A 21,229-nucleotide genomic window follows, 5' to 3' on the forward strand; every position below is an offset into this window, starting at 1 on the left:
TCCGGACAACGCACCACCTGCTGGGGGACCCGCATGCCACGCACCGAACAACCGCTCGGCTCCGGCGATGACGCACTGACCGGCTTCGCCCGCGACCTCCGTGCCCTGCGTACGGCCGCGGGCGGTCCGACCTACCGGGAACTGGCCCGCCGCTCGCACTACTCGGCCACCACCCTCGCCGATGCCGCCGGGGGCAAACGACTGCCCAGCCTCGCCGCGACCCTGGCCTTTGTCCGGGCCTGCGCGGGCGATGCCGGGGAATGGGAATCCCGCTGGCACCGGGTCGCGGCCGAATTGGCCCAGCCCGAGGAGGAGGCGGAAAAGCCGCCGCCGGTGGAATCCGACGCGCCCTATGTCGGCCTGGCCGCCTTCCAGGCCACGGACGCGGACCGCTTCTTCGGCCGCGCCGAGATTGTCGGACAACTCATCCACCGCCTGGCACTACGGCGATTCCTGGCCGTCTTCGGCGCGTCCGGGGCCGGGAAATCCTCGTTGTTACGGGCCGGGCTGATCGCCACCGTGCGCAAGGGGGAGAACCCGCCGCCGGTGCTGCTGATGTCGCCGGGCAGGCAGCCGGTGGAGGAATGCGCGGTGCAACTGGCCGCGCTCATCGGCGAATCCGCGGCCGTGCTGCGCGCGGAGTTCGGCCGCGGCGCCGAGCACCTGCACCTGCGGGTCCGGCAGGCCCTGGCAGACCGGGAGGGCGTGGAACTGCTGGTGGTGGTGGACCAGTTCGAGGAGGTCTTCACCCTCTGCGCGGACCCGGCCGAACGCGAGCTGTTCCTGGCCATGCTGTTGCACGCGGCCAGTGCGCCGACCAGCCGGGTGCGGGTGGTGCTGGGCGCGCGCACCGACTTCTACACCCACTGCGCCGCGCACGCCGAGCTGGTCGAGGCCATCCAGGACGGGCAGGTGCTGCTCGGCCCGATGACCACCGAACAGCTGCGCGAGGCGATCACCCGGCCCGCCTTGGACCGCGGCTACCGCTTGGAAAACGCCTTGGTGGCCACCGTGATGGCCGAGACGGCCGGGCAGCCGGGAGTGTTGCCGCTGGTCTCGCACGCGCTGCTGGAAACCTGGCGGCGCAGGCACGGCACCACGCTCACCTCGGTCGGCTACCAGGCCGTCGGCGGGATCGCGCACGCCATCGCGCGCACCGCCGAGGGCACCTACGCCGGGTTCGACCAGGCCCAGCAAACCGTGGCCCGGCACCTGTTCCTGCGGCTGACCGCGCTCGGCGAAGGCACCGAGGACACCAAACGCCGCCTCTACCACCGGGAACTCGACGACCATCCGGACACCGCGCACGTGGTCGCCGAACTGGTCTCCGCCCGCCTGGTCACCGCCGACCAGGACGGCCTGGAGATCAGCCACGAGGCCCTGATCCGGTACTGGCCACGGCTGCACGACTGGCTGGCCGCCGACCGCGAGGGCCTGCGCACGCACCGCCTGCTCACCGAGGCCACCGACACCTGGGAGTCCCTGGACCGCGATCCGGCCGCGCTCTACCGCGGGGTCCGGCTGGCCCAGGCCAGTGCCTGGGCGGCGGGCGGCGGGGAGGCGATGACGGTGCGGGAGCGGGAGTTCCTCACCGCGGCCGAGCGCGCACGGGAGGAGGAGGTGGCCGGGCAGCGGCGGCGGACCCGGCGGCTGCGGCAACTCGTGGCCGCGGTGGTGGCCTTCGCGCTGCTGGCCTCCACCACCGCGATCGTGGCCTTCCAGCAACGGGCCACCGCCGAACGACAGCGCGACGACGCGAGTTTCCGGCACGTGCTGGCCGAGGCCGACCGGCTCGCCGCGAGCGATCCCTCGCTGTCCGCGCAGCTCAACCTGGCCGCGCACCGGCTGCGCCCGCAGGATCAGAGCGTGCACACCCGGCTGGTCGGCACCCGCAACACCCCGCTGGCCGAAAGCCTGACCGGGCACGTCGGCGAGGTCTTCCAGGCCGATTTCAGCCGGGACGGGAAGATGCTGGCCACCACCGGGGACGACGGCACGGTCCGGCTGTGGGACGTCCGCGATCCGGCGAACGTGCGGCCGTGGGGGCCACCGCTGGAGGGGCGCCATGGCTTGCTGAGCACCGTGGTGTTCAGCCCGGACGGCAAGCTGCTGGCCGCGGCCGGGGCCGAGGGCAGGGTGCGGCTGTGGCGCCTCACCGACCCGGCCGCACCCGTGCTGGTGACCAGCTGGCTGGTGGCGGCGGAGGAGGACAAGGAGCGGGTCAACATCGCCGCCTTCCACCCGGACGGGCAGGTGCTGGCCACCGGACAGGACAGCGGCACAGTACGGCTGTGGGACCTCTCCGAGCCGGCCAAGCCGCGGCCGCTGGGCGGCCCGTGGCCGGGCACCGACGGCGAGATGTGGGCGCTGGCCTTCAGCTCGGACCGGCGCACCCTGGTCACCGCGGGCGGCGATGGCCCGGTCCGGCTGTGGGAGCTGACCGGTGGCGAGCTGCGCGGGCCGCGGAACCTGACCGGCGCCAGCGACAGCGTGTACACCGCGGCCTTCACCCCCGATGGGCAGACACTGGTCGCGGGCAGCCGGGACTCCAGCCTGCGACTGTGGCGGGTCGCCGACGGCAGCCCGCTGTTCAACCTGGTGAGCGGGCACAACGGCGCGGTGTGGCAGGTGTCGTTCAACCGCGAGGGCACGATAATGGCCACCGCGGGCGGGGATGGGCTCGCGGTGTTGTGGAACGTCGCCAATCCCACCGCGGTGACCAGCATCGGGCCGCCGCTGGCCGGCACCGGCGGCACCATCTACTCGCTGGCCTTCAGCCCGGACGGCCGCACCGTGGCCACTGGCGCCGGTGACGGCACGGTGCGGCTGTGGTCGCTGCCGGCGGAAGTGCTGATCGGGCACCAGGAACCGATGGACTCCGTGGTGGTCAGCCCGGACGGGCGGGTCACCGTGACCGGGGCCAAGGACCAGAAGATCCGAATCTGGTCCACAGTGGACGGTGAGCCGGTGCAGACGGTGGCCGAGCTGCCCGCGGTCAACACGGCGCGGAAGTGCCAGGACTGCCCGACCCAGCTTCGGCTGGCCAAGAACGGTCGCCTGCTGGCCACCCTCAGCAACACCTCGCTGGTGCGGCTGTGGGACCTCACCAATCCGCGCGATCCGGTGCTGCTCCACGAGTTCACCCTGGGCACCGCCTTCACCGGCGGGATCACGCTGAGCCCGGACGGCCTTGCCATGGCGACCAACGAGACCGATCTGACCAGCAGGCTGTGGGACATCAGCGATCCGCGCAACCCCAGGCAACTGGGCAAGCTGGACGCGCACGATCGCGAGGTCATGGTGCTCGCCTACCGCTCGGACGGCCGCCTGCTGGTGACCTCCAGCCTGGATCGCACCGTGCAGCTGTGGGATGTCAGCGATCCGGCCAACCCGGTGCGGCGCGGCCGGATCACCATGCCCGGCCCGGTGGACCGGCTGGCGATCAGCCCGGACGGCCGCACCCTGGCGCTGTCCTACCGCGAGGACGCCATTGTGCTGTGGTCGATCGCCGACCCGGCCAACCCGCGTCAGCTCGGCACCCTGTCCGGACACACCAAACAGATCACCGCGATGACCTTCAGTCCCGACGGCGGCACCCTGGCCAGCACCGGCAACGACAGCACGATGCGGCTGTGGCGGGTGTCGGATCCGGCCAACGCCGGTCCGATCGGCGGGCCGATCAGCACCGGGAACAACGCGGGTTCGGTGCTCGCCTTCCGCTCCGATGCCCGGCACCTGGTCGTCGGCGACGGCACGAACACCGCGCGGCTGCTGGATCTGGACGTGGCCAGGGCGGTGGACCGGATCTGCGCCAGCACCGGGCAGCTGACCGAACAGCAGTGGCAGCGGCACCTGCTGGACCTGCCGCGCCGGCCTACCTGTTAGTCGGGACGGGCGCGGGCGCCGGTTCCACGTGCCGGGTCTCCGGGGCCAGCGCCACGGTGACCGCGGTCAGCCCACTCATCAGCGCCACGAACACCACCACGCCGAACACGTTGTGGTCAAACCACAACAGCAGCGCGGTGGCCAGCAGCGGGGCCAGGCCGCCGGTGAGCACGGTGCCGATGTTGTTGGCCACGCCGACCGCGCTGAAGCGCACCTTGGTGTCGAAGAGTTCGGCGAAGAACGCTGGCTGGGAACCAAGAATGGCGGACTGGCCGATGCCCAGGGTGATCAGCAGTGCCAGCCAGATGGCCCAGGTCTGGCCGCCGTCGAGCAGCAGGAAGAACGGCCAGGCGGCGGCCAGCAGCACCAGCGCGCCGCCGATGGAGACCGGGCGGCGGCCGATCCGGTCCGACAGCGCGCCGAAGGCGGGCACGGTGATCAGCTTGATCGCGGCGGCGATGGAGATGCCGCTGAGCAGTGCGGCGGTGGGCAGCTGGCGGTCCTGGGCGTAGGCCACGGAGAAGGTGCCGAAGACGTAGAACCCGGCGTTCTCCCCGGCGCCCGCGCAGATGACGATCAGCATCTGCCGCGGGTAGCGGCGCCATGCCTCCATGAACCTGCTGTGCGCCAACCGTTCCCGCAGCGGACGGCGCACCGTGGGCGCGGGCACGCCGGCCCGCTTGAACTCCTCGGTCTCGTCGATGGAACGGCGGATCCACAGGCCGAACAGGGTCAGCGCGGCGCCCAGCAGGAACGGCACCCGCCAGCCCCAGTCCAGAAAGTCCTTTTCGGACAGTGTCGCGGTGACCAGGGCGAAAGCGCCGGTGGACAACAGGGTTCCGGTGCCGGTGCCGATCGCGGGCAGTGAGGTGAGGAAGCCGCGCCACTTGGGCGGTGAGTTCTCGAACAGGATGATCAGCGCCCCGGTCTTCTCCCCACCCGCGGCGAAACCCTGCACAAAACGCAGCAGGGTCAACAGGATCGGCGCGGCCAGGCCGATCTGGCCGTAGGTGGGCAGCAGGCCGATCCCGGTGGTGGCCACCCCCATCAGCAGCAGGGTGGCGACCAGGACGTTCTTGCGCCCCTTGGTGTCCCCGCGTTCGCCGAAGTAGGCGCCGCCGAGCGGGCGGGCCAGGAAACCGATGGCGAAGGTGCCGTAGGCCAGCACGGTGCCGACCAGTGGATCGCTGCCGGGGAAGTAGAGCTTGTTGAAGACCAGGGCCGCGGCGGTGCCGTAGAGCGCGAAGTCGTACCACTCCACGGTGGTGCCGAGCACCGCGGCCAGGGCCACCCTGGGACGAATCATCCGGACTCCTTTGTCGAGTACCACCTGGTGGTACACTTGTGCCGCTGAGTGGTTCGGTGATGTTATGGACCCGTCCAGTCCCAGGCAAGGGGGAGTTGTGTCCGAATCCGAGTCGTCCGGGGTGCGCAGCGTGCAACGGGCGGTGGAACTGCTCGCGCTCTACGACGCCGAGCACCCCAGCCGCACCGTGCGCGAGCTGACCGACGCCACCGGTCTGGCCAAGACGACCGTGGTCCGGCTGGTGCACACCCTGGAGCAGTGCGGGCTGCTGTGGAGCCGCGGTGACGGGCGCACCGTGCCGGGTCCGGCGTTGCTGCGCTGGGCCGAACTGGCCCGCTCCACCTGGCAGCTGCCCGAGGCGGCACTGGCCCTGCTGGCCGAGCTGAGCCAGGCCAGCGGCGGCGAGGCAGTGCACCTGTACGTGCGGCAGCAGCGGGCCAGGGTGTGCATCGCGAGGCAGGAGGGCACCCGCACGCTGCGGCACGTGGTCCGGGTCGGCGCCGAGATGCCGCTGTGGTCCGGTGCGGCCAGCCACGTGCTGCTGTCCAGGGCGGAGCAGCCCGATATCGCCGCGATCGCGCGGCAGGCCCCGCACGAGAACTGGGCGCAGACCCTGGCCGAACGGGCCCGCGCGGCCGCGCTGACCGGGTGGTCGGTGAGCCATGGCGAACGTGAGGAAGGCGTGTCCGGGGTGGCCGCGCCGGTGTTCGGCCGGGACGGTCAGGTGCTGGCCGCGCTCGCGCTGGGCGGCCCGACCGCGCGGTTCACCGAGACCGCGGTGGCCGGATTCGGCGCCCTGCTGGTGGATTCGGCCCGGAAGCTGACCGCGCTGGACTGCATCGGCGGGGTGAGCTGATGGCCGCGTTGCTGGCCGGGGTGCGGGTGCTGGACCTGACCACGGTGCTGGCCGGCCCGTTCGCCTGCTACCAGCTGGCCTTGCAGGGCGCGGATGTGGTCAAGGTCGAGGTGCCCGGCACCGGCGACCTGGCCCGCCAGCTCGGCGCGGACCGCGGCCTGTCCGATGATCTGCTTGGCGCGTCCTTCCTGGCGCAGAACGCGGGCAAGCGGTCGCTGACGATCAACCTCAAGGACCCCGACGGCCGGGCGGCGCTGCTGCGCGCGGTGACCGAGGCCGATGTGCTGGTGGAGAACTACCGGCCAGGGGTGATGGATCGGCTCGGCCTGGGCTGGGATGTGTTGCGGGCAGCCAATCCCGGCCTGGTCTACTGCGCGATCTCCGGCTTCGGCCAGACCGGGCCGATGCGTTCCCGGCCCGCCTACGACCAGATCGTGCAGGGCCTCAGCGGGATGATGAGCGTGACCGGCACCCCCGAGATCACCCCGCTGCGCGCCGGATTCCCGGTGGCCGACACCCTCGGCGGCCTGGTCGCCGCCTACGCGGTCACCGCCGCGCTGCTGCGCCGGGAACGCACCGGCGAGGGCGCGTTCCTGGACGTGTCCATGCTGGAGGCCGCGCTCACCGCGATGGGCTGGGTCACCTCCAACTACCTGATCACCGGCCACGATCCGGAGCCGATCGGCAACGAGAACTTCACCGCCGCCCCCTCCGGCACCTTCGCCACCGCCGACGGCCACCTCAACATCGCCGCCAACCGCCAGCAACAGTTCGCCACCCTGTCCCGACTGCTCGGTCGGGAGGATCTATTGAGTGACAACCGTTTCACCCACCCGGTGGACCGCAAGACCCACCGCGAGCAACTCCGCGCCGAACTCGAACCGGCCCTCGCCCAGCGCACCGCCAAGGAGTGGGAGGAGATCCTCTCCGACGCCGGCGTGCCCGCCGCCCGGGTGCTGTCCGTGCCGGATGCCCTTGGCCTGGAACAACTCGCGGCCCGCGAGTTCGTGCACCGGCTGCCATTCCCGGACGGCCGGGACCGCGCGCTGGACGTGCTGGGCAGCCCGGTCCGGGTCGACGGCGAGTCCGCCCGCCCCGCGTCACCGCCACCGCTGCTGGGTGAGCACACCCGGGAAGTGCTGGCGGAACTGGGTTATCCGCCCGAGGAGATCGACCGGTTGCGAGAGCGAGGCGCGGTATGAGCGGCGAACCCAGCCCGGTCACCGACTGGTGGTCCACCGCGATCACCCGGATCCGCCCCGGCGAGATCCTGCTCCGCGGCTACCCGGTCGAACAACTCATCGGCCAGATCACCTTCATCGACCAGATCTGGCTGATGCTGCGCGGCGACCTGCCCACCCCCGCCCAGTCCCGTTTGCTGGAAGCGGCCCTGGTCGCCGCCGTCGACCACGGCCCGCAAGCCCCCTCCATCGCCGCCGCCCGGATGGCCGCCACCTGCGGCGTCGGCCTGAACTCCGCGGTGGCCACCGGTGTCGGCCTGCTCGGCGACGTGCACGGCGGCGCGGGCCAGCAATGCGTCCACCTCCTGCACCGCATCATCGCCGGCGAGACCCCGGCCGACCTGATCGCCCTGCACCGTGCAGCCGGAAAACACGTCCCCGGCTTCGGCCACCGCTTCCACCCGCACGACCCCCGCCGCGACCCGCTGCTCGCCCAGGTCCAGGCCGCAGTCGATGAGGGCGAGGTCCCCGGCAACGCCCTAGCCGCCGGCCTGGCCCTGGAAAAAGCCCTGGCCGCAGGCCGATCCAAGCCGATCCCGATGAACATCGACGGCGCCACCGCCATCATCTACGCCGAACTCGGCTTCCCCGCCGAACTCGCCCGCGGCCTGTTCCTGCTCTCCCGCAGCGTCGGCATCCTGGCCCACGCCTGGGAGGAAAAAGAGGGCGGTGCCCGCATCAAGGGCCCCCTGCCCAAAACCTTGTTGGCCGGTTACCACGGCAAGCCGTACCGTGATCTTGACCGACCCTGATCCCGACAGGAGCAGCCCGTGGACCCCTTGGCCTGGCCCCTCACCCTCACCGGCCACGGCCTGGTACTCCGCGAATGGGACGACGCCGACCTGGAAACGATGACCGAACTCCTCGACCACCCCGAGATCCACGCGAACACCCCCATCCCCAGCCCCTTCGACCCCGCCGACTACCTGGCGATGATCCGCCGCACCCGTGCCGAGGACAATCGTCTGCACCTGGCGATCACCACGGACGGCAAGACCGCGCTGGGACTGGCTTTTCTGGCGCCGACCCGGGCTGAGGCGGGGTATGTGGTGGGGCCCGCGCATCGGGGGCAGGGGCTGGCGGTGCGGACTACCCGGCTGCTGACGGAGTTTGGGCACGATGTGCTTGGGCTGGACGAAATCCGGCTCCGGATCAACACGACGAATGATCCGAGCAAGGGGGTTGCTCGGTCGGCGGGGTATCAGCTCGCGGCGGGGGAGCCGGAGCGGTTGGAGCGGGACGGCAAGGTCGTGTTCCTGGAGATCTGGACCCACCAGGCGGACTAGAGCTGGTTGCGGACGAGAGCCAGGATCCGGTTTGCCGTCTCTAGATCACCGGCAAACCGCTGCGGGAGTTGCTCGGCCAACTGCTGGTAGAGATCAACCATTTCGGTGGCTGCGATCAGCGCCGCAGGCAGGTCGTGGGCGATGGTGGTCCTGGCCAGGGTAAAGCCGAGCAACGAGCTGGCCAATTCGGGTAGGTAGGCGTCGTTGTCCGCTGCGAGTCTCCAGTACAACTCGACGGCCTCTGTGGTTGCTGCCAGGGCGTCCGCTGCTCGGCCAGCCGTGACCAGACAGGGAGCAAGGAAATTCAGCCCTCGGGCGAGGCCAGGGAGATGAGCAGAATCATTGCTCACCAGCTTGCGGTGTATCGAGACGGCCTCTTCTGCGCTGGCAAGCGACTCTTCGATGTTGTCCGCCTGCAAGTGAATGAGGCCAAGGCCGTCCAGGGAAGAGGCGAACTCGGGCAGGAACCTGTCGGGATTTTCCTCGGCCAGCGTTTGCCAGATCCGGACTTTGTCGGCACTTGCCACCAGTGCCTCGGTCAGTCGCTCGGCCGTCGCCAGACCGACACTCAGGTTGCCCAACGCGGTCGCCAGTGCTGGCAGGTAGCAGCCGTGGTTGGTATCCGCGAGCTGACGCAGGATTGCTACCGCCTGCTCGCTGACGGCCAATGCCTGCCGATGTAGCCCAACGAGGCCCTGCCTGCCGCCGAGGGTGCTCAGTTTGAGTGCGTACTGGAAGTACTCCGCATCGCTCGCATCCTCTGTGGGTGTTGTCTCCGCTACTAGCCGAGCCGAGATGACCATTGCGATCTTTGCCCAGGCAACGGATGGGATCAGGTTCCCCAAGACGAGATCTATTGCTTGGAGGCTGTCATGGCCGAGCTGAGAGTCAGGACTATCCGGTCGCAGTACCTGGAGGATCTCCGCTTCGAACCGTCGTGGTTCGGCCAGGATCACCGGCAGCAAACAAGTCCTCGGCTGCCGGACCACCAGCTCGCCCACCGCCTGCTCGACCCGACGAAGCCCAACCGGATCGGCCCGCGGCGTGGACAGACAACGCAGCAGCAACCGAACCGGCCGCCCATCGTTGCCGCACAAGGCAACCGCGGCCTCGACCCAATCCCCGTCGGACACCGAGCCCGCGGCCACCGCCAGCACATGCGTGTCCGCCAACCGGTCCGGCCGAGGCGGCGCCCACACCCCACCTGCCTCATCCGGATACAACCCACCCAGCACCCGGGCAGCCTTCGCGAGAGCACCCTTCTCCTGCAACGGCAACGACTCCAACGCCGTCACTGCCTCAGCCAAGGTGCCCGCCGGAACCAGGTAAGGCGCGAGCAACATCCAGTCAAGATCAGCCGCAGACACCGGAACACCCTCGGCCCGCAGTGCCTGCCGCACATGTCGCCGTTCGTGCGCAAGAACATCCGACACCGGATCATCCGGCACCCCGCTCCGCACCGGCGACTCAGCATCCAGCACCTGAAGCAACGCATCGGCGTACAGATCCAGGGTCGTCGTACACCGCCGCTCCTGCCAGGACAACTCAGGCACCGGACGACCCAGTCGATCCGAATAACACCGCGCCGCATCACCATGCACAGCGCGAACCCGATCCGGCGGCAACTGATCAGTCAACGACCCCAACGGCAACGCAACCGGATCCACCAACCCAGACCAAGCGGGCTCATCCACCAGATCCCGCCACCACCCACCCTCATGCCGGGCCAGCAACAACACCCGCACCCGCGGCGACCGCCGAACCAGGTCCGCCAACCGGTTCAACGTCAGCGCCTGGTTCTCCGCGTAATCCACCACCAGCAAGGTGTCCTTGCGCTGCACCAGCTTGCTGCCCAGCGCCGCCTCGATCTCCGGCCACCCCTGAGCCGCGTCCAGAAACCCCGCCAGCCACCCCAGCTTCCGCAACTGCCCGGTGAGCTGCCGCCCCAACTGCGTCTTACCCTGCCCACCCCGCCCACACACCAGCCGCAACCGCGACCGCCCCGGCGAAACGCACCACCGCCGCAACTCGTCCACCTCCGGCCGCGGCTGCACCGGCACGATGTCCGCGTCCGGCCGCAACCAGGTCGTCGGCCGTCCCAGCGGCACCGGCGGGTGGGCGCCGAACAGCATCCTGGCTGCCGCACTGACCCGGCGCGGCGGACTGATCCGTGGTGGCTCCTCGCCGGAGACATAGTGGTTGACGATGTCGCGCCCGGCTTGCTGGATCCGGGCGTGGCCGGACCCGATCGCGAACTGCCGGTCGGTCACCGCGGCCCCTGGATGATGTCGCGCCCGGCCTGCTGGATGGTGGCGTGGTCCGACGCGATCGCGGTCTGGCCGCCGCCGGCGGGCGCGGGCCGCTGGGTCCACCAGGCCACTCCGGCGGCGGCCAGGGTGCAGCCGCCGACCGCGGCCCAGGCCCACCAGTTCGATCCCAGGTCGGTGGCCACGTTGACGCTGATGCCCACGCCGGTGGTCACCAGGGCGGTGACCAGGGCAGACAGCCATTGGCGCATGCCGCCTCCTTCCTGCCTCGGCAGGAACGTCCACCGGCGGCCACTCAGCGTTACGGCTTGTTACTCTATCGCAGCCTCCGTCAGGATCTCCCGGATCACGTGCCGGGAGCTGGCCACCAGCACCGGGTTGGTGTGCAGGTAATACGGCAGCTGGATCAGCGAGATCGACAACGCCCACCCCCGCCCACGTGCCCAGGTCGCCGCGTCCACCCCCGTAGCCGCCCGGAATTCCTCCCGAGCGCTCGCGGGCAACAGGTTCCACGCCGGGATCAGGTCCACCGCCGGATCCCCGGTGCCCGCGACGCCGAAGTCGATTACGCCACTGAGCCGTCCCCGGTCGAGCAGGACGTTGCCGGGGGAGAGGTCGCTGTGCAGCCACACCGGTGCGCCGGACCACTCCGGGGCCCGCAATGCCTGATCCCACAACGCGGTTGCCGCGGGCACGTCGATCTCCGCGTCCAACTGGGACAGTGCGTGCCTGGTTGGTTCGTCCCTTGTGGACAGTGCGCGGCCGCGGGAGCAGGGCGGGCCGTCCGGTTCGATCCGGTGCAGGGCGGTGATGAACCCGGCCAGGTCGGTGGCCAGTCGGGCGGGCGAGTCGAGGTGGTCGACAGCGGGGTTCGCGCCGTCGAGCCAGCGGAAAACCGACCAGTGCCAAGGGAATCCGGCGCCGGGCACGCCGTGGCCCAGCGGTACAGGCACCGGGACCGGGAGTTCGGGGGCCAGGCGGGGGAGCCAGCGTTGTTCGAAGGCGACCTGGTCGGCGCTGCCGGCGATCCGGGGCAGCCGGACCACCATGTCCGCGCCCAGACGGAACATCGCGTTGTCGGTGCCCGCCGAGGCGAGGCGGGACAACGGAAGGTCGGCCCAGTGCGGGAACTGCTCGGCGAGCAGGCCCCGGACCCTGGCGACGTCCAGTTCGACCTCGTCGGCGTGCATCTTGGTGACCACAGCGGACATCCTGGCCGCCGGGGCCGGAACGCGCCGCTGAATAAAACCGGGGCCGGGTGGCGGGGGAGGGCCCCGCGCACCCGGCCCCGGCCGGTCAGCGCACTTGCCTTACTTGATGAAGCTGACGTTGAGCAGCTTGTTCGGCGAACCGGTCTTGATGTCGGTCAGCTTGTCGCTCACCGCGTTGTTCACCAGCGCGTCGCGGACCTGCTGCGGCGTCGCCTGCTGGTTCACCGAGAGGTACAGCGCGACCGCGCCCGCGACGTGCGGGGTGGCCATGCTGGTGCCGCTCTTGGTGGACGTGCCCGTGTCGTTGGTGTGGATCGCGGACACGGTCGCGGTGCCGGGGGCGAAGATGTCCAGGCACTTGCCCCAGTTCGAGGCGACCGAGGCGCCCTGCCACACCGCGCGGGCGTCGTTCTGCTGGGTGGCGCCCACGGTGATCGCCTCCGGCACCCGGGCCGGGGTGAAGTTGCAGGCATCGGCGCCGGAGTTGCCACCGGCGATCGCGAAGGTGACGCCCGCGGCGACCGCCTTCTTGACCGCGTTCTCCATGGCCGCGTTGCTGCCGGTGCCGCCGAGGCTCATGTTGGCCACGGCCGGCTTCTTGGCGTTCTTCGCGACCCAGTCGATGCCCGCGATGATCTGCGACCACTGACCGGAGCCCTGGCAGTTGAGCACGCGCACCCCGACCAGGTCCGCCTTCTTCGCCACGCCGTACTTGGTGCCGCCCACGGTGCCCGCCACGTGCGTTCCGTGACCCTGGCAGTCGCTGGCGTCGGCGTCGTTGTCGATGAAGTCGTAGCCGCTCTTGGCCCGGCCACCGAACTCCTGGTGCGTCATGCGCACCCCGGTGTCGAGGATGTAGGCGGTCACGCCCGCGCCCTCGTTGCCGTAGGTGAACTTCTTGTCCAGCGGCAGGGACTGCTGGTCAAGCCGGTCCAGGCCCCACTCGGGGTTGAGCTGTTCGCCGGCGAGGCTGACCACGCCGTCCTGCTCCACGGAGGCCACGCGGGAGTCCGCGGCCAGCCGCTTGGCCTGCTGCTCGCTCAGCGAGACGGCGAAGCCGTTGAGGGTCTTGTCGTAGGTCGCGGTGACCTTGCCGCCGAACCGGGAGGCCAGGTCCTGCGCACCGGCAGCGCCATCCTTCAGCGTGACGATGTAGCTGCCCGCGACCGCGTTGGCGGTGCCGGCGTTGAGGATCTGACCTTCAGCGGGCGCGGCGAGGCCGGGCAGCGCCGAAGCGACCAGGGCGAGCAGGGAGGTGCCGGCGATCAGCCCGGCGCCCAGTGCGGCCCTGCGTCGGTCTCGTGCCATCTGTTACTCCGTTCACTCCGCCGTGTAGCCCTCACCACACGGAGTTGTGGCTGCATGTCAGGGGCGGTTACTCGCAGCCACTAGACGCAGCATGGTTGACCCGAACGGAGTAAGCAAGAGTTCGTTAGTAGGTGCCGTTACAGGTTTGCCTTAACTTTTTAGTCACACTTTGGCTAGCTCAGGCCCGGGTGCGTGCCCGTGACCTCGTCGAACACCAGCCAGGTCCGTGTTGAACGCACGCCGAGCACTTCCTGAATCCGCTCCAGCACGATCTCCCGGAGGGCCTGGTTGTCCGGGGCGCGCACTAGCACGAGCACGTCGAAGTCGCCACCGACCATGGTCAGGTGTTCCACGTACTGAATCGAGCGCAACTGCTCGGACACCTCGCGCCATGACGCCTGCTCGATGGTCACCACCACCATCGCGGTGGTGCCCAGGCCGGCCCGCGCCGGATCGATCCGGGCGCCGAACCCGGTGATCACCTTGTCGCCTACCAAGCGGTCGATTCTGGCGTAGGCGTTGGTGCGCGAGATGTGCAGCCGCTCGGCCAGGGTTCTGATCGAGATCCGGCCGTCCTTGGCCAGCACTCTCAGGATCGAGCGGTCCACCTCATCCAGAGAGGTGGCCATCTGTCCGCCCGCTGAGCCAACGGCACCGCTGTCGATGGACATATTGCCGCCTTTCACGTTTCAGGGAAGCCGTTCGTCTGCTGTTTCTGGCACATCTTGAGCCAGCCACCCGTACGGGGCAACCATTTGAGGACGCCTGTCAGACAGGGACGTCCGACTAGGAGGTTCGCCGTGACCGAAGCTCCCGCGCGCCCTGACGCGCTGCTGCCCTCCGTGACCCCGGTCCGGTTCCTCGCCGAGGACGGCAGCCCGGCCGATTTCCAGGCCGGCTACGCCGCACCGCCCGTGGCCCTGCTCCGCGAGGCATACCGGCGCATGATCATCGGCCGCCGGTTCGACACCCAGGCCACCGCGCTGACCAAACAGGGCCGCCTCGCCGTATACCCCTCCAGCCGCGGCCAGGAGGCCTGCCAGATCGGCGCCGTGCTCGCCCTGCGCGACACCGACTGGGTCTTCCCCACCTACCGAGAGTCCATGGCCCTGGTCGCTCGCGGCCTGGACCCGGTCGAAGTGCTCACCCTGCTGCGCGGCGACTGGCACTGCGGCTACGACCCCAAGGCCGTACGCACCGCACCCCAGTGCACCCCCCTGGCCACCCAGACCCTGCACGCCACCGGACTGGCCTTCGCGGAAAAGCGGCAGGGCCGGGACACCGTGGTGCTCGCCTTCATCGGCGACGGCGCCACCAGCGAGGGCGACTTCCACGAAGCCCTCAACTTCGCCGCCGTGTTCAACGCCCCGGTGATCTTCCTGGTGCAGAGCAACGGCTACGCCATCTCGGTGCCGCTGTCCAAGCAGAGCGCCGCGCCCGCGTTGTCCTACAAGGGCATCGGCTACGGCGTGCGCTCCGAACAGGTCGACGGCAACGATCCGGTGGCCATGCTCGCCGTGCTCCAGGCCGCCGTCGAACACGCCCGCTCCGGCAACGGGCCCTTCCTGATCGAGGCGCACACCTACCGGATGGAGGCGCACACCAACGCCGACGACGCCACCCGGTACCGCGAGGACGAGGAAGTCCAGCGCTGGCTTGGCCGGGATCCCATGGCCCGGCTGGAAAAACACCTCCGCGACCTCGGCGCACTGTCCGAAGAGGACATCGCGGCCTGGACCGCCGAGGCCGAAGCCAAGGCCGCCGACCTGCGCACCCGGATGAACGCCGAACCGACGGTCGCGCCGATGGAGTTGTTCGCGCACGTCTTCGCCGAACCCACCAGCCAGCTCCGCGAACAGCAGGAGATGCTGGCCGCCGAACTCGACGCCGAGGAGCGCTGAGATGCCGAACCTGTCCATGGCCCAGGCGCTGAACCAGGCGTTACGCGATGCCATCAAGGAAGACGAGCGGGTCGTGGTCTTCGGGGAGGACGTCGGCGCGCTCGGCGGCGTCTTCCGGATCACCGACGGCATCACCCGCGACCTCGGCGAGGACCGCTGCTTCGACACCCCCCTAGCAGAGGCCGGGATCGTTGGGCTGGCCGTGGGCATGGCCATGGGTGGGATGAAACCCGTGGTGGAAATGCAGTTCGACGCCTTCGCCTACCCCGCCTTCGAGCAGATCGCCTCGCACGTGGCCAAACTGCGCAACCGCACCCGCGGCGCGCTGTCCCTGCCGATGGTCATCCGGGTGCCCTATGCCGGTGGCATCGGCGGCGTGGAACACCACTGCGACTCCAGCGAGGCCTACTACGCGCACACCCCCGGCCTCAAGGTGGTCACCCCGGCCACCGTCGAGGACGCCTACTCGCTGCTGCGCGCGGCCATCGACGACCCCGACCCGGTGATCTTCCTGGAGCCCAAGAAGCTGTACTGGGCCAAGGCCGACGTCGAACTCACCCGCGGCGAGCCGTTCGGCCGGGCCGCGATCCGCAGGCGTGGCAAGGACGTCACCCTCGTCGCCTACGGCCCGTCCACCCCGGTCGCGCTGCAGGCCGCCGAGGCCGCCACGGAAGAGGGCTGGGACGTCGAGGTCGTGGACCTGCGCAGCATCGTGCCCTTCGACGACGAGACAGTGGCCGCCTCGGTCCGCCGCACCGGCCGCTGCGTGGTCGTGCAGGAGGCCCAGGGCTTCGCCGGCGTCGGCGCGGAAATCGCCGCCCGGGTGCAGGAACGCTGCTTCCACTCCCTGCACGCGCCCGTGCTGCGGGTCAGCGGCTTCGACATCCCCTACCCGCCGCCCATGCTGGAACACGCGCACCTGCCTGGCGTGGACCGGATCCTGGACACCCTGGACCGGTTGCAGCGCGACGACAAGCCGGACCTGCGCTACGTCGCCGAGGTGGTCGCGTGACCGAGCAGGTGTTCCGGCTTCCCGACCTCGGTGAAGGACTGACCGAGGCGGAGGTGGTGAGCTGGCGGGTCGCCGTGGGGGACACGGTGACCGTGGACCAGGTCGTGGTCGAGGTGGAGACCGCCAAGGCCGCGGTCGAGGTGCCGATTCCCTTCGCCGGCACCGTGTTGACGCTGCACGGCGAGTCCGGTGCGGTGCTGGAGGTCGGTAAACCGCTGATCACCGTCTCCGCCGAGGGCGCACACGAGACCTACCGCACCGAAGAACGCGCCGGAACCAAGGAACCCGAAGGCTCCGGCAACGTGCTGATCGGCTACGGCACCAAGGAGGACAACGGATCCCGGCGTCGCCGCCGCCGTCAGCCCGCCCTGGTCGCCGCCGTGCCCGCACCCGAACCCGCGCTGGCTCCCCGGGTGATCAACCCACTGGTCCGCGGTCTGGCCAAACAACACGACATCGACCTCACCGCGATCACCCCCAGCGGACCCGCCGGGATCGTGCTGCGCAAGGACGTCGAGGCCGCCATCGCCGCGGCCAGCAACGCGCCAGCCGCGGTCACCCTGCCCGATGCCGGTGGGCCGGAACGGATTCCGCTGCGCGGGCTGCGCCGGGCGGTCGCGGACAAACTCAGCCGCAGCCGCACCGAGATCCCGGACGCCACCACCTGGGTGGACGCCGACGCCACCGCCTTGCTGGAAGCCAAGAAAGCGGTGCAGGCGGCCTGCCCCGAGCAGAAGATCAGCCTGCTGGCCCTGTTCGGCCGGATCTGCGTGGCCGGACTCAAGCGTTACCCGGAACTGAATTCCTCTGTGGACGGTCCGGCCCGGGAAATCCTGCGCTGGCCACACATCAACCTCGGCTTCGCCGCCCAGACCGACCGCGGCCTGGTAGTCCCGGTGGTGCGCAACGCCGACCGCCTGAGCACCGCCGAACTGGCCGCCGCGATGGCCGCGCTCACCGAACGCGCCCGCACCGGCACCCTGGAACCGGCCGATCTCACCGGCGGCACCTTCACCCTCAACAACTACGGGGTGTTCGGCGTGGACGGCTCCACCCCGATCATCAACCACCCCGAGGCGGCCATGCTCGGCATCGGCCGGATCATCGACCGGCCCTGGGCGGTGGACGGCCAGCTGGCGGTCCGAAAGATCACCCAGTTGTCCTTCACCTTCGACCACCGGGTGTGCGACGGTGGAGTGGCCGGTGGTTTCCTCCGCTTCGTAGCCGACGCCGTCGAGTCGCCACTCGGCCTGTTGGCTCGTCTGTGATCATCCGGCTGTTGACCACCCGTTCGCCCGCGATCCGAGGAGAGGGCATGTCCGCCCAGGACTTCCACGCCAAGCACGCCGAGCAGCTCGACCACGCGGTCACCGCGATCGACGCCCGCGAGTACTGGTCGCCGTTCCCCGAGACCCCCAGCAAGTCGGTCTACGGCGAGGACGCGGCCCCCGCCGGTGAAGCCGCGTTCCAGGCGTTGCTGGGCAAGGACTACGCGCTCGACCAGCCGGGCATCGTCGAGCATGTGGGCACCGAGGTCTCGCCGTTCGGCCTGGAACTGGGCATCCGCTACCCGCGCAGCGAACCGGCCGAGCTGATCGCGGCGGCCAAGGCAGGCATGACCGCCTGGCGCGACGCCGGTCCCGCGGTGCGCGCCGGGGTGGCCCTGGAAGTCCTGCACCGGATCAACGCGCGCAGCTTCGAGTTCGCGCACGCCGTGCAGCACACCACCGGCCAGGCGTTTGTGATGGCCTTCCAGGCCGGTGGCCCGCACGCCCAGGACCGCGGCCTGGAGGCGATCGCCTACGCCTACGCCGAGCAGGCCCGCCAGCCGCGCAGCGCCCGCTGGGCCAAGCCGCAGCGCAAGGGCGACCCGCTGGTGATGGACAAGACCTTCACCGCGGTGCCGCGCGGGGTCTCCCTGGTCATCGCCTGCAACACCTTCCCGACCTGGAACACCTACCCCGGCCTGTTCGCCAGCCTGGTCACCGGCAACCCGGTGATCGTCAAGCCGCACCCTGGCGCGGTGCTGCCGCTGGCGCTGACCGTCTCCATCGCCCGCGAGGTGCTCACCGAGGCCGGCTTCGACGCCAACCTGGTGACCCTGGCCGTGGAAGCCCCCGGCAAGCCGATCGCCGCGGACCTGGCCGTCCACCCGGACATCCGGATCGTCGACTTCACCGGCTCCACCGAGTTCGGCGACTGGCTGGAGGGCAACGCCCGCCAGGCCGTGGTCTACACCGAGAAGGCCGGCCTGAACACCGTCGTGGTCGACTCCACCGACGACTACAAGGGCTTGCTGCGCAACCTGTCCTTCTCCCTGTCCCTCTACAGTGGACAGATGTGCACCACCCCGCAGAACATCCTGGTCCCCGCGGGCGGCGTGCGCACCGACGTCGGCGACCGCACCCCGGAAGCCTTCGCCGCCGACCTGGGTGCGGCCCTGGACAAGCTGCTCGGCGACCCGGCCCGCGCCGTCGGCACCCTGGGCGCCATCGTCAACGACGGCGTCAAGCAGCGCCTGGCCGACGCGGAGAACGTGGGCGCCGTCGCACACGCCTCCACCCCGGTCGAGGACCCGGAACACCCCGGCGCCACCATCCGCACCCCGCTGGTGGTGCGCCTGGACGCCAAGGACGAGGAAACCTACACCCGCGAGTGGTTCGGCCCGATCTCGTTCGTGATCAGCACCGACTCCACCGAGCACTCCCTGGACATCTTCCGCGGCTCGGTGCAGGCCAAGGGCGCGCTGACCGCCTCGGTCTACTCCACCGAGGCGGCCGTGATCGACGCGGCCAGGGAAGCGGCGCTGACCGCGGGCGTGCACCTGTCGGAGAACCTGACCGGCGGCGTGTTCGTCAACCAGAGCGCGGCCTTCAGCGACTTCCACGGCACCGGCGCCAACCCGGCGGCCACCGCGGCGCTGACCGACCCGGCCTATGTCACCGGGCGCTTCCACATCGTCCAGTCCCGCAGGCACATCCCGGCCTGACCCACCCCGCACCACTTGGGCCAACTGGTACGCCCGCTTGGGCAAAACCGGCGTACCAGTTGGCCCAACTCGCCCTACAACGGCAAAGACGGGGTACGAGATCGGCCAACACTGCGGGGGAGTAGGAGCGGGGTCGCCAGGATGAGGACTCCGGCGATGCCGATCGCGGCCCGCGCGCCGGTGCACGCCGCCAGCACACCCCACACCGCGGTCAGCCCCGCCACGGTCAGGTTGCTGGTCACCGTCCACGCCGCCAGCACCCGCGCCGACCGATCGGTCGGGACCTCCGCGAGGCGGTAGGCCGCGAACACCGGGTTGAACACGCCCATGCAGGTCACCAGCCCGAACTGGACACCGATCACCAGCAGCAGGCCCGGCAGGCCCGGTCCGACCAGCACCAGGCCCACCGGCCAGCACACCCGGGCCACCCCGGCCACCCGCAGCACCCGCGCCGACCCGAATCGCGCCACCAGCCCGGGGGCCAGCCGCGCGCCGAGCAGACCGCCGAGACAGGGCAGGGCGAAGGCCAGGCCGTACTCCCACAGCGTGAAACCCAGCTCCCGCACCATGAGCACCAGGGCCAGCGGCGCGGTCGCCATGATCAGGCCGTTGACCAGGATCGTGTTGCCCAGCAACAACTTCAGCCCGGGGTGCTGCCAGATGTGCCGCCACCCGGCGAGCAGCTCCCCGGCCCGGGACGCGGCGGCGCGTGCCGGCAGGCGCTCCCGGCCGCCCGCGGCCCGGATACCCGCTGCCGACAGCAGGTAGCTGACCGCGTCGGCGACCAGGGTGGCCATCGGCCCGAACGCGGCGATCGCCAGCCCGCCCAGCGGCGGCCCCAGGGTGGTGGCGGTCCAGGTGGTGGCCTCCAGGCGGCCGGTGGCGTGCACCAGGTCCTCGCGGCGCACCAGCTGTTTCAACCAGGCGCCGCTGGCCGAGCGGGCGGCGATGTCGGCGACCGCGGTCACCATCGACACCACCAGCAACTGCGCGAAACCCAGCCACCCCAGCGCGTAGGCCACCGGCACGCTCAACATCGCCGCGCAGCGGAGCAGGTCCGCGCCGATCAGCACCGAGCGTTTGCGCCGGAACTCCACCCACGGCCCCAGCGGGATCCCCAGCACCGCCCCCGCCGCCAGCCCGGCCGCGGCCAGCACGGACACCTGCGCCGTCCCGGCGTCCAGCACCAGCAGGGCGACCAGCGGGAAAGCCTGGATGGCGAGTCGGCTGCCGAGCGAGCTGACCGCGAAGGACGCCCACAGCCAGCCGAATTCCCGTCCCAATGATCTGCGCACGGGGGAGATCCAAGCGAGCGCCGCCGCGATGGCGCAAACAACCGACTCGCGCCGATCCACAACGGATGGTTGTGGAAACCGCTCAGCGTCGAGTTGGCCCAAGTCGTACGCCTGGTTGGGACAACTGGTCGTCCCACTTGGGCCAACTCGACGGCTGCGGCTGAGCAGCCGCGGCGAGTCAGGAGTTCAGCCGCTAGTGCACAGGGTGTCGAGGCGTTCCAGGGTCTTGGTCATGCCGGGCCGCCAGGTCTCGCCATGGGTGACCGAGGCGCGGTGCTCTTCGGCCATGTCGGTGAGGTCGAAAATCTGGGTCACCACCGTGGCATCCGGGCCGTCCGGGCTCAGCTCGAAGATCCACCGCTGACCCCAGGAACTGCCCGGTTCCGGGTGGCCGCGACCGGCGACCGGCCGCCAGCCAATGCGCTGGTCCGGCTCGAAGGCCACCACGTGGTTGTCCATCTCGTAGTCGCCGAACGGCTTGTAGTACATCTTCATGGTGAAGACCTGGCCCACACCCGAGAGCGCACCCTCGAACACGGCCTCGCGGAGCATGCGGGAGGCGTCCAGTTCCACGTGCCGCCGTGGTTCGGCCAGCACGCGGAAGATCTCGGCTGCCGGAGCGGCGATCCGCCGCGATACCGACACCTGTTTCGTTTCCTCGGTCACGATCTC

General features: G+C 70.4%; 17 protein-coding genes. 9 read left to right on the forward strand and 8 right to left on the reverse strand.

Features of this window, described 5'->3' with window-relative positions; translation table 11 throughout:
• Positions 1-33: 33 nt before the first annotated feature.
• A complete protein-coding gene (locus MZC64_RS27645; protein WP_247761838.1) occupies positions 34-3,885 on the forward strand; it encodes a hypothetical protein in 3,852 nt (1,283 codons plus the stop codon).
• Here MZC64_RS27645 and MZC64_RS27650 read toward each other — a convergent pair.
• The gene (locus MZC64_RS27650; RefSeq protein ID WP_247761837.1) at positions 3,875-5,191 is read right to left on the reverse strand and encodes an MFS transporter; all 1,317 of its coding nucleotides are present in this window, start codon (positions 5,189-5,191) and stop codon (positions 3,875-3,877) included. The two genes, MZC64_RS27645 and MZC64_RS27650, sit on opposite strands and share 11 nt — an antisense overlap.
• 97 nt (positions 5,192-5,288) lie before the next feature.
• Here MZC64_RS27650 and MZC64_RS27655 point away from each other — a divergent pair, with 97 nt between their 5' ends.
• Genes MZC64_RS27655 through MZC64_RS27670 form a run of 4 tightly spaced genes read left to right on the forward strand, consistent with a single transcriptional unit; the run spans position 5,289 to position 8,574 of the window.
• A complete protein-coding gene (locus tag MZC64_RS27655; protein ID WP_247761836.1) occupies positions 5,289-6,047 on the forward strand; it encodes an IclR family transcriptional regulator in 759 nt (252 codons plus the stop codon).
• Positions 6,047-7,249, forward strand: a complete 1,203-nt coding sequence (locus MZC64_RS27660) for a CaiB/BaiF CoA-transferase family protein (protein WP_247761835.1) — start codon at positions 6,047-6,049, stop codon at positions 7,247-7,249. The genes MZC64_RS27655 and MZC64_RS27660 overlap by 1 nt, the downstream gene beginning before the upstream one ends.
• Positions 7,246-8,040 (forward strand): citryl-CoA lyase, encoded by a 795-nt coding sequence (locus MZC64_RS27665; RefSeq protein WP_247761834.1) that lies wholly within the window; start codon positions 7,246-7,248, stop codon positions 8,038-8,040. The genes MZC64_RS27660 and MZC64_RS27665 overlap by 4 nt, the downstream gene beginning before the upstream one ends.
• 18 nt (positions 8,041-8,058) lie before the next feature.
• Positions 8,059-8,574, forward strand: coding sequence for a GNAT family N-acetyltransferase (locus tag MZC64_RS27670; RefSeq protein WP_247761833.1), 516 nt, complete (start codon positions 8,059-8,061; stop codon positions 8,572-8,574).
• On the opposite strand, the gene MZC64_RS48835 is transcribed toward MZC64_RS27670, so the two are convergent.
• The 5 genes from MZC64_RS48835 to MZC64_RS27695 all read right to left on the reverse strand — a co-directional run bounded on the left by MZC64_RS48835 (position 8,571) and on the right by MZC64_RS27695 (position 13,989).
• Positions 8,571-10,844, reverse strand: coding sequence for a tetratricopeptide repeat protein (locus MZC64_RS48835; protein ID WP_247761832.1), 2,274 nt, complete (start codon positions 10,842-10,844; stop codon positions 8,571-8,573). The genes MZC64_RS27670 and MZC64_RS48835 overlap by 4 nt on opposite strands.
• Positions 10,841-11,092 (reverse strand): hypothetical protein, encoded by a 252-nt coding sequence (locus MZC64_RS27680; protein WP_247761831.1) that lies wholly within the window; start codon positions 11,090-11,092, stop codon positions 10,841-10,843. The genes MZC64_RS48835 and MZC64_RS27680 overlap by 4 nt, the downstream gene beginning before the upstream one ends.
• Positions 11,093-11,152: 60 nt before the next feature.
• Positions 11,153-12,043: an aminoglycoside phosphotransferase family protein gene (locus MZC64_RS27685; protein WP_308301079.1), complete on the reverse strand. Its 891-nt coding sequence runs from the start codon at positions 12,041-12,043 to the stop codon at positions 11,153-11,155.
• Between the two features lie 108 nt (positions 12,044-12,151).
• Complete coding sequence (locus MZC64_RS27690) at positions 12,152-13,360, reverse strand: S8 family peptidase (protein ID WP_247761830.1); 1,209 nt, start codon at positions 13,358-13,360, stop codon at positions 12,152-12,154.
• 173 nt (positions 13,361-13,533) lie between these two features.
• Entirely contained in the window at positions 13,534-13,989 is a 456-nt protein-coding gene (locus MZC64_RS27695) for an Lrp/AsnC family transcriptional regulator (RefSeq protein ID WP_247761829.1), read from the reverse strand.
• A gap of 171 nt (positions 13,990-14,160) precedes the next feature.
• On the opposite strand from MZC64_RS27695, the gene pdhA reads away from it, so the two are divergent.
• From pdhA to paaN, 4 genes are read left to right on the forward strand one after another with little or no spacing between them, the layout of a single operon-like run.
• Positions 14,161-15,261, forward strand: coding sequence for a pyruvate dehydrogenase (acetyl-transferring) E1 component subunit alpha (gene pdhA, locus MZC64_RS27700; protein ID WP_247761828.1), 1,101 nt, complete (start codon positions 14,161-14,163; stop codon positions 15,259-15,261).
• A gap of 1 nt (position 15,262) precedes the next feature.
• Entirely contained in the window at positions 15,263-16,273 is a 1,011-nt protein-coding gene (locus tag MZC64_RS27705; RefSeq protein WP_247761827.1) for an alpha-ketoacid dehydrogenase subunit beta, read from the forward strand.
• A complete protein-coding gene (locus MZC64_RS27710) occupies positions 16,270-17,541 on the forward strand; it encodes a dihydrolipoamide acetyltransferase family protein (protein ID WP_247761826.1) in 1,272 nt (423 codons plus the stop codon). Before MZC64_RS27705 ends, MZC64_RS27710 begins: the two co-directional genes overlap by 4 nt.
• Positions 17,542-17,588: 47 nt before the next feature.
• On the forward strand, positions 17,589-19,262 hold the full coding sequence (paaN, locus tag MZC64_RS27715; protein ID WP_247761825.1) for a phenylacetic acid degradation protein PaaN: 1,674 nt from the start codon (positions 17,589-17,591) through the stop codon (positions 19,260-19,262).
• Positions 19,263-19,336: 74 nt separating this feature from the next.
• Here the strand turns inward: paaN and MZC64_RS27720 are convergent, their stop codons facing one another.
• Positions 19,337-20,557 (reverse strand): MFS transporter, encoded by a 1,221-nt coding sequence (locus tag MZC64_RS27720; protein ID WP_247761824.1) that lies wholly within the window; start codon positions 20,555-20,557, stop codon positions 19,337-19,339.
• Positions 20,558-20,743: 186 nt separating this feature from the next.
• On the reverse strand, positions 20,744-21,223 hold the full coding sequence (locus MZC64_RS27725) for an SRPBCC family protein (RefSeq protein ID WP_247761823.1): 480 nt from the start codon (positions 21,221-21,223) through the stop codon (positions 20,744-20,746).
• Positions 21,224-21,229: the final 6 nt, after the last annotated feature.

Origin of the sequence: Crossiella sp. S99.2 (assembly GCF_023094165.1) — a bacterium.
Lineage (GTDB): Bacteria > Actinomycetota > Actinomycetes > Mycobacteriales > Pseudonocardiaceae > Crossiella.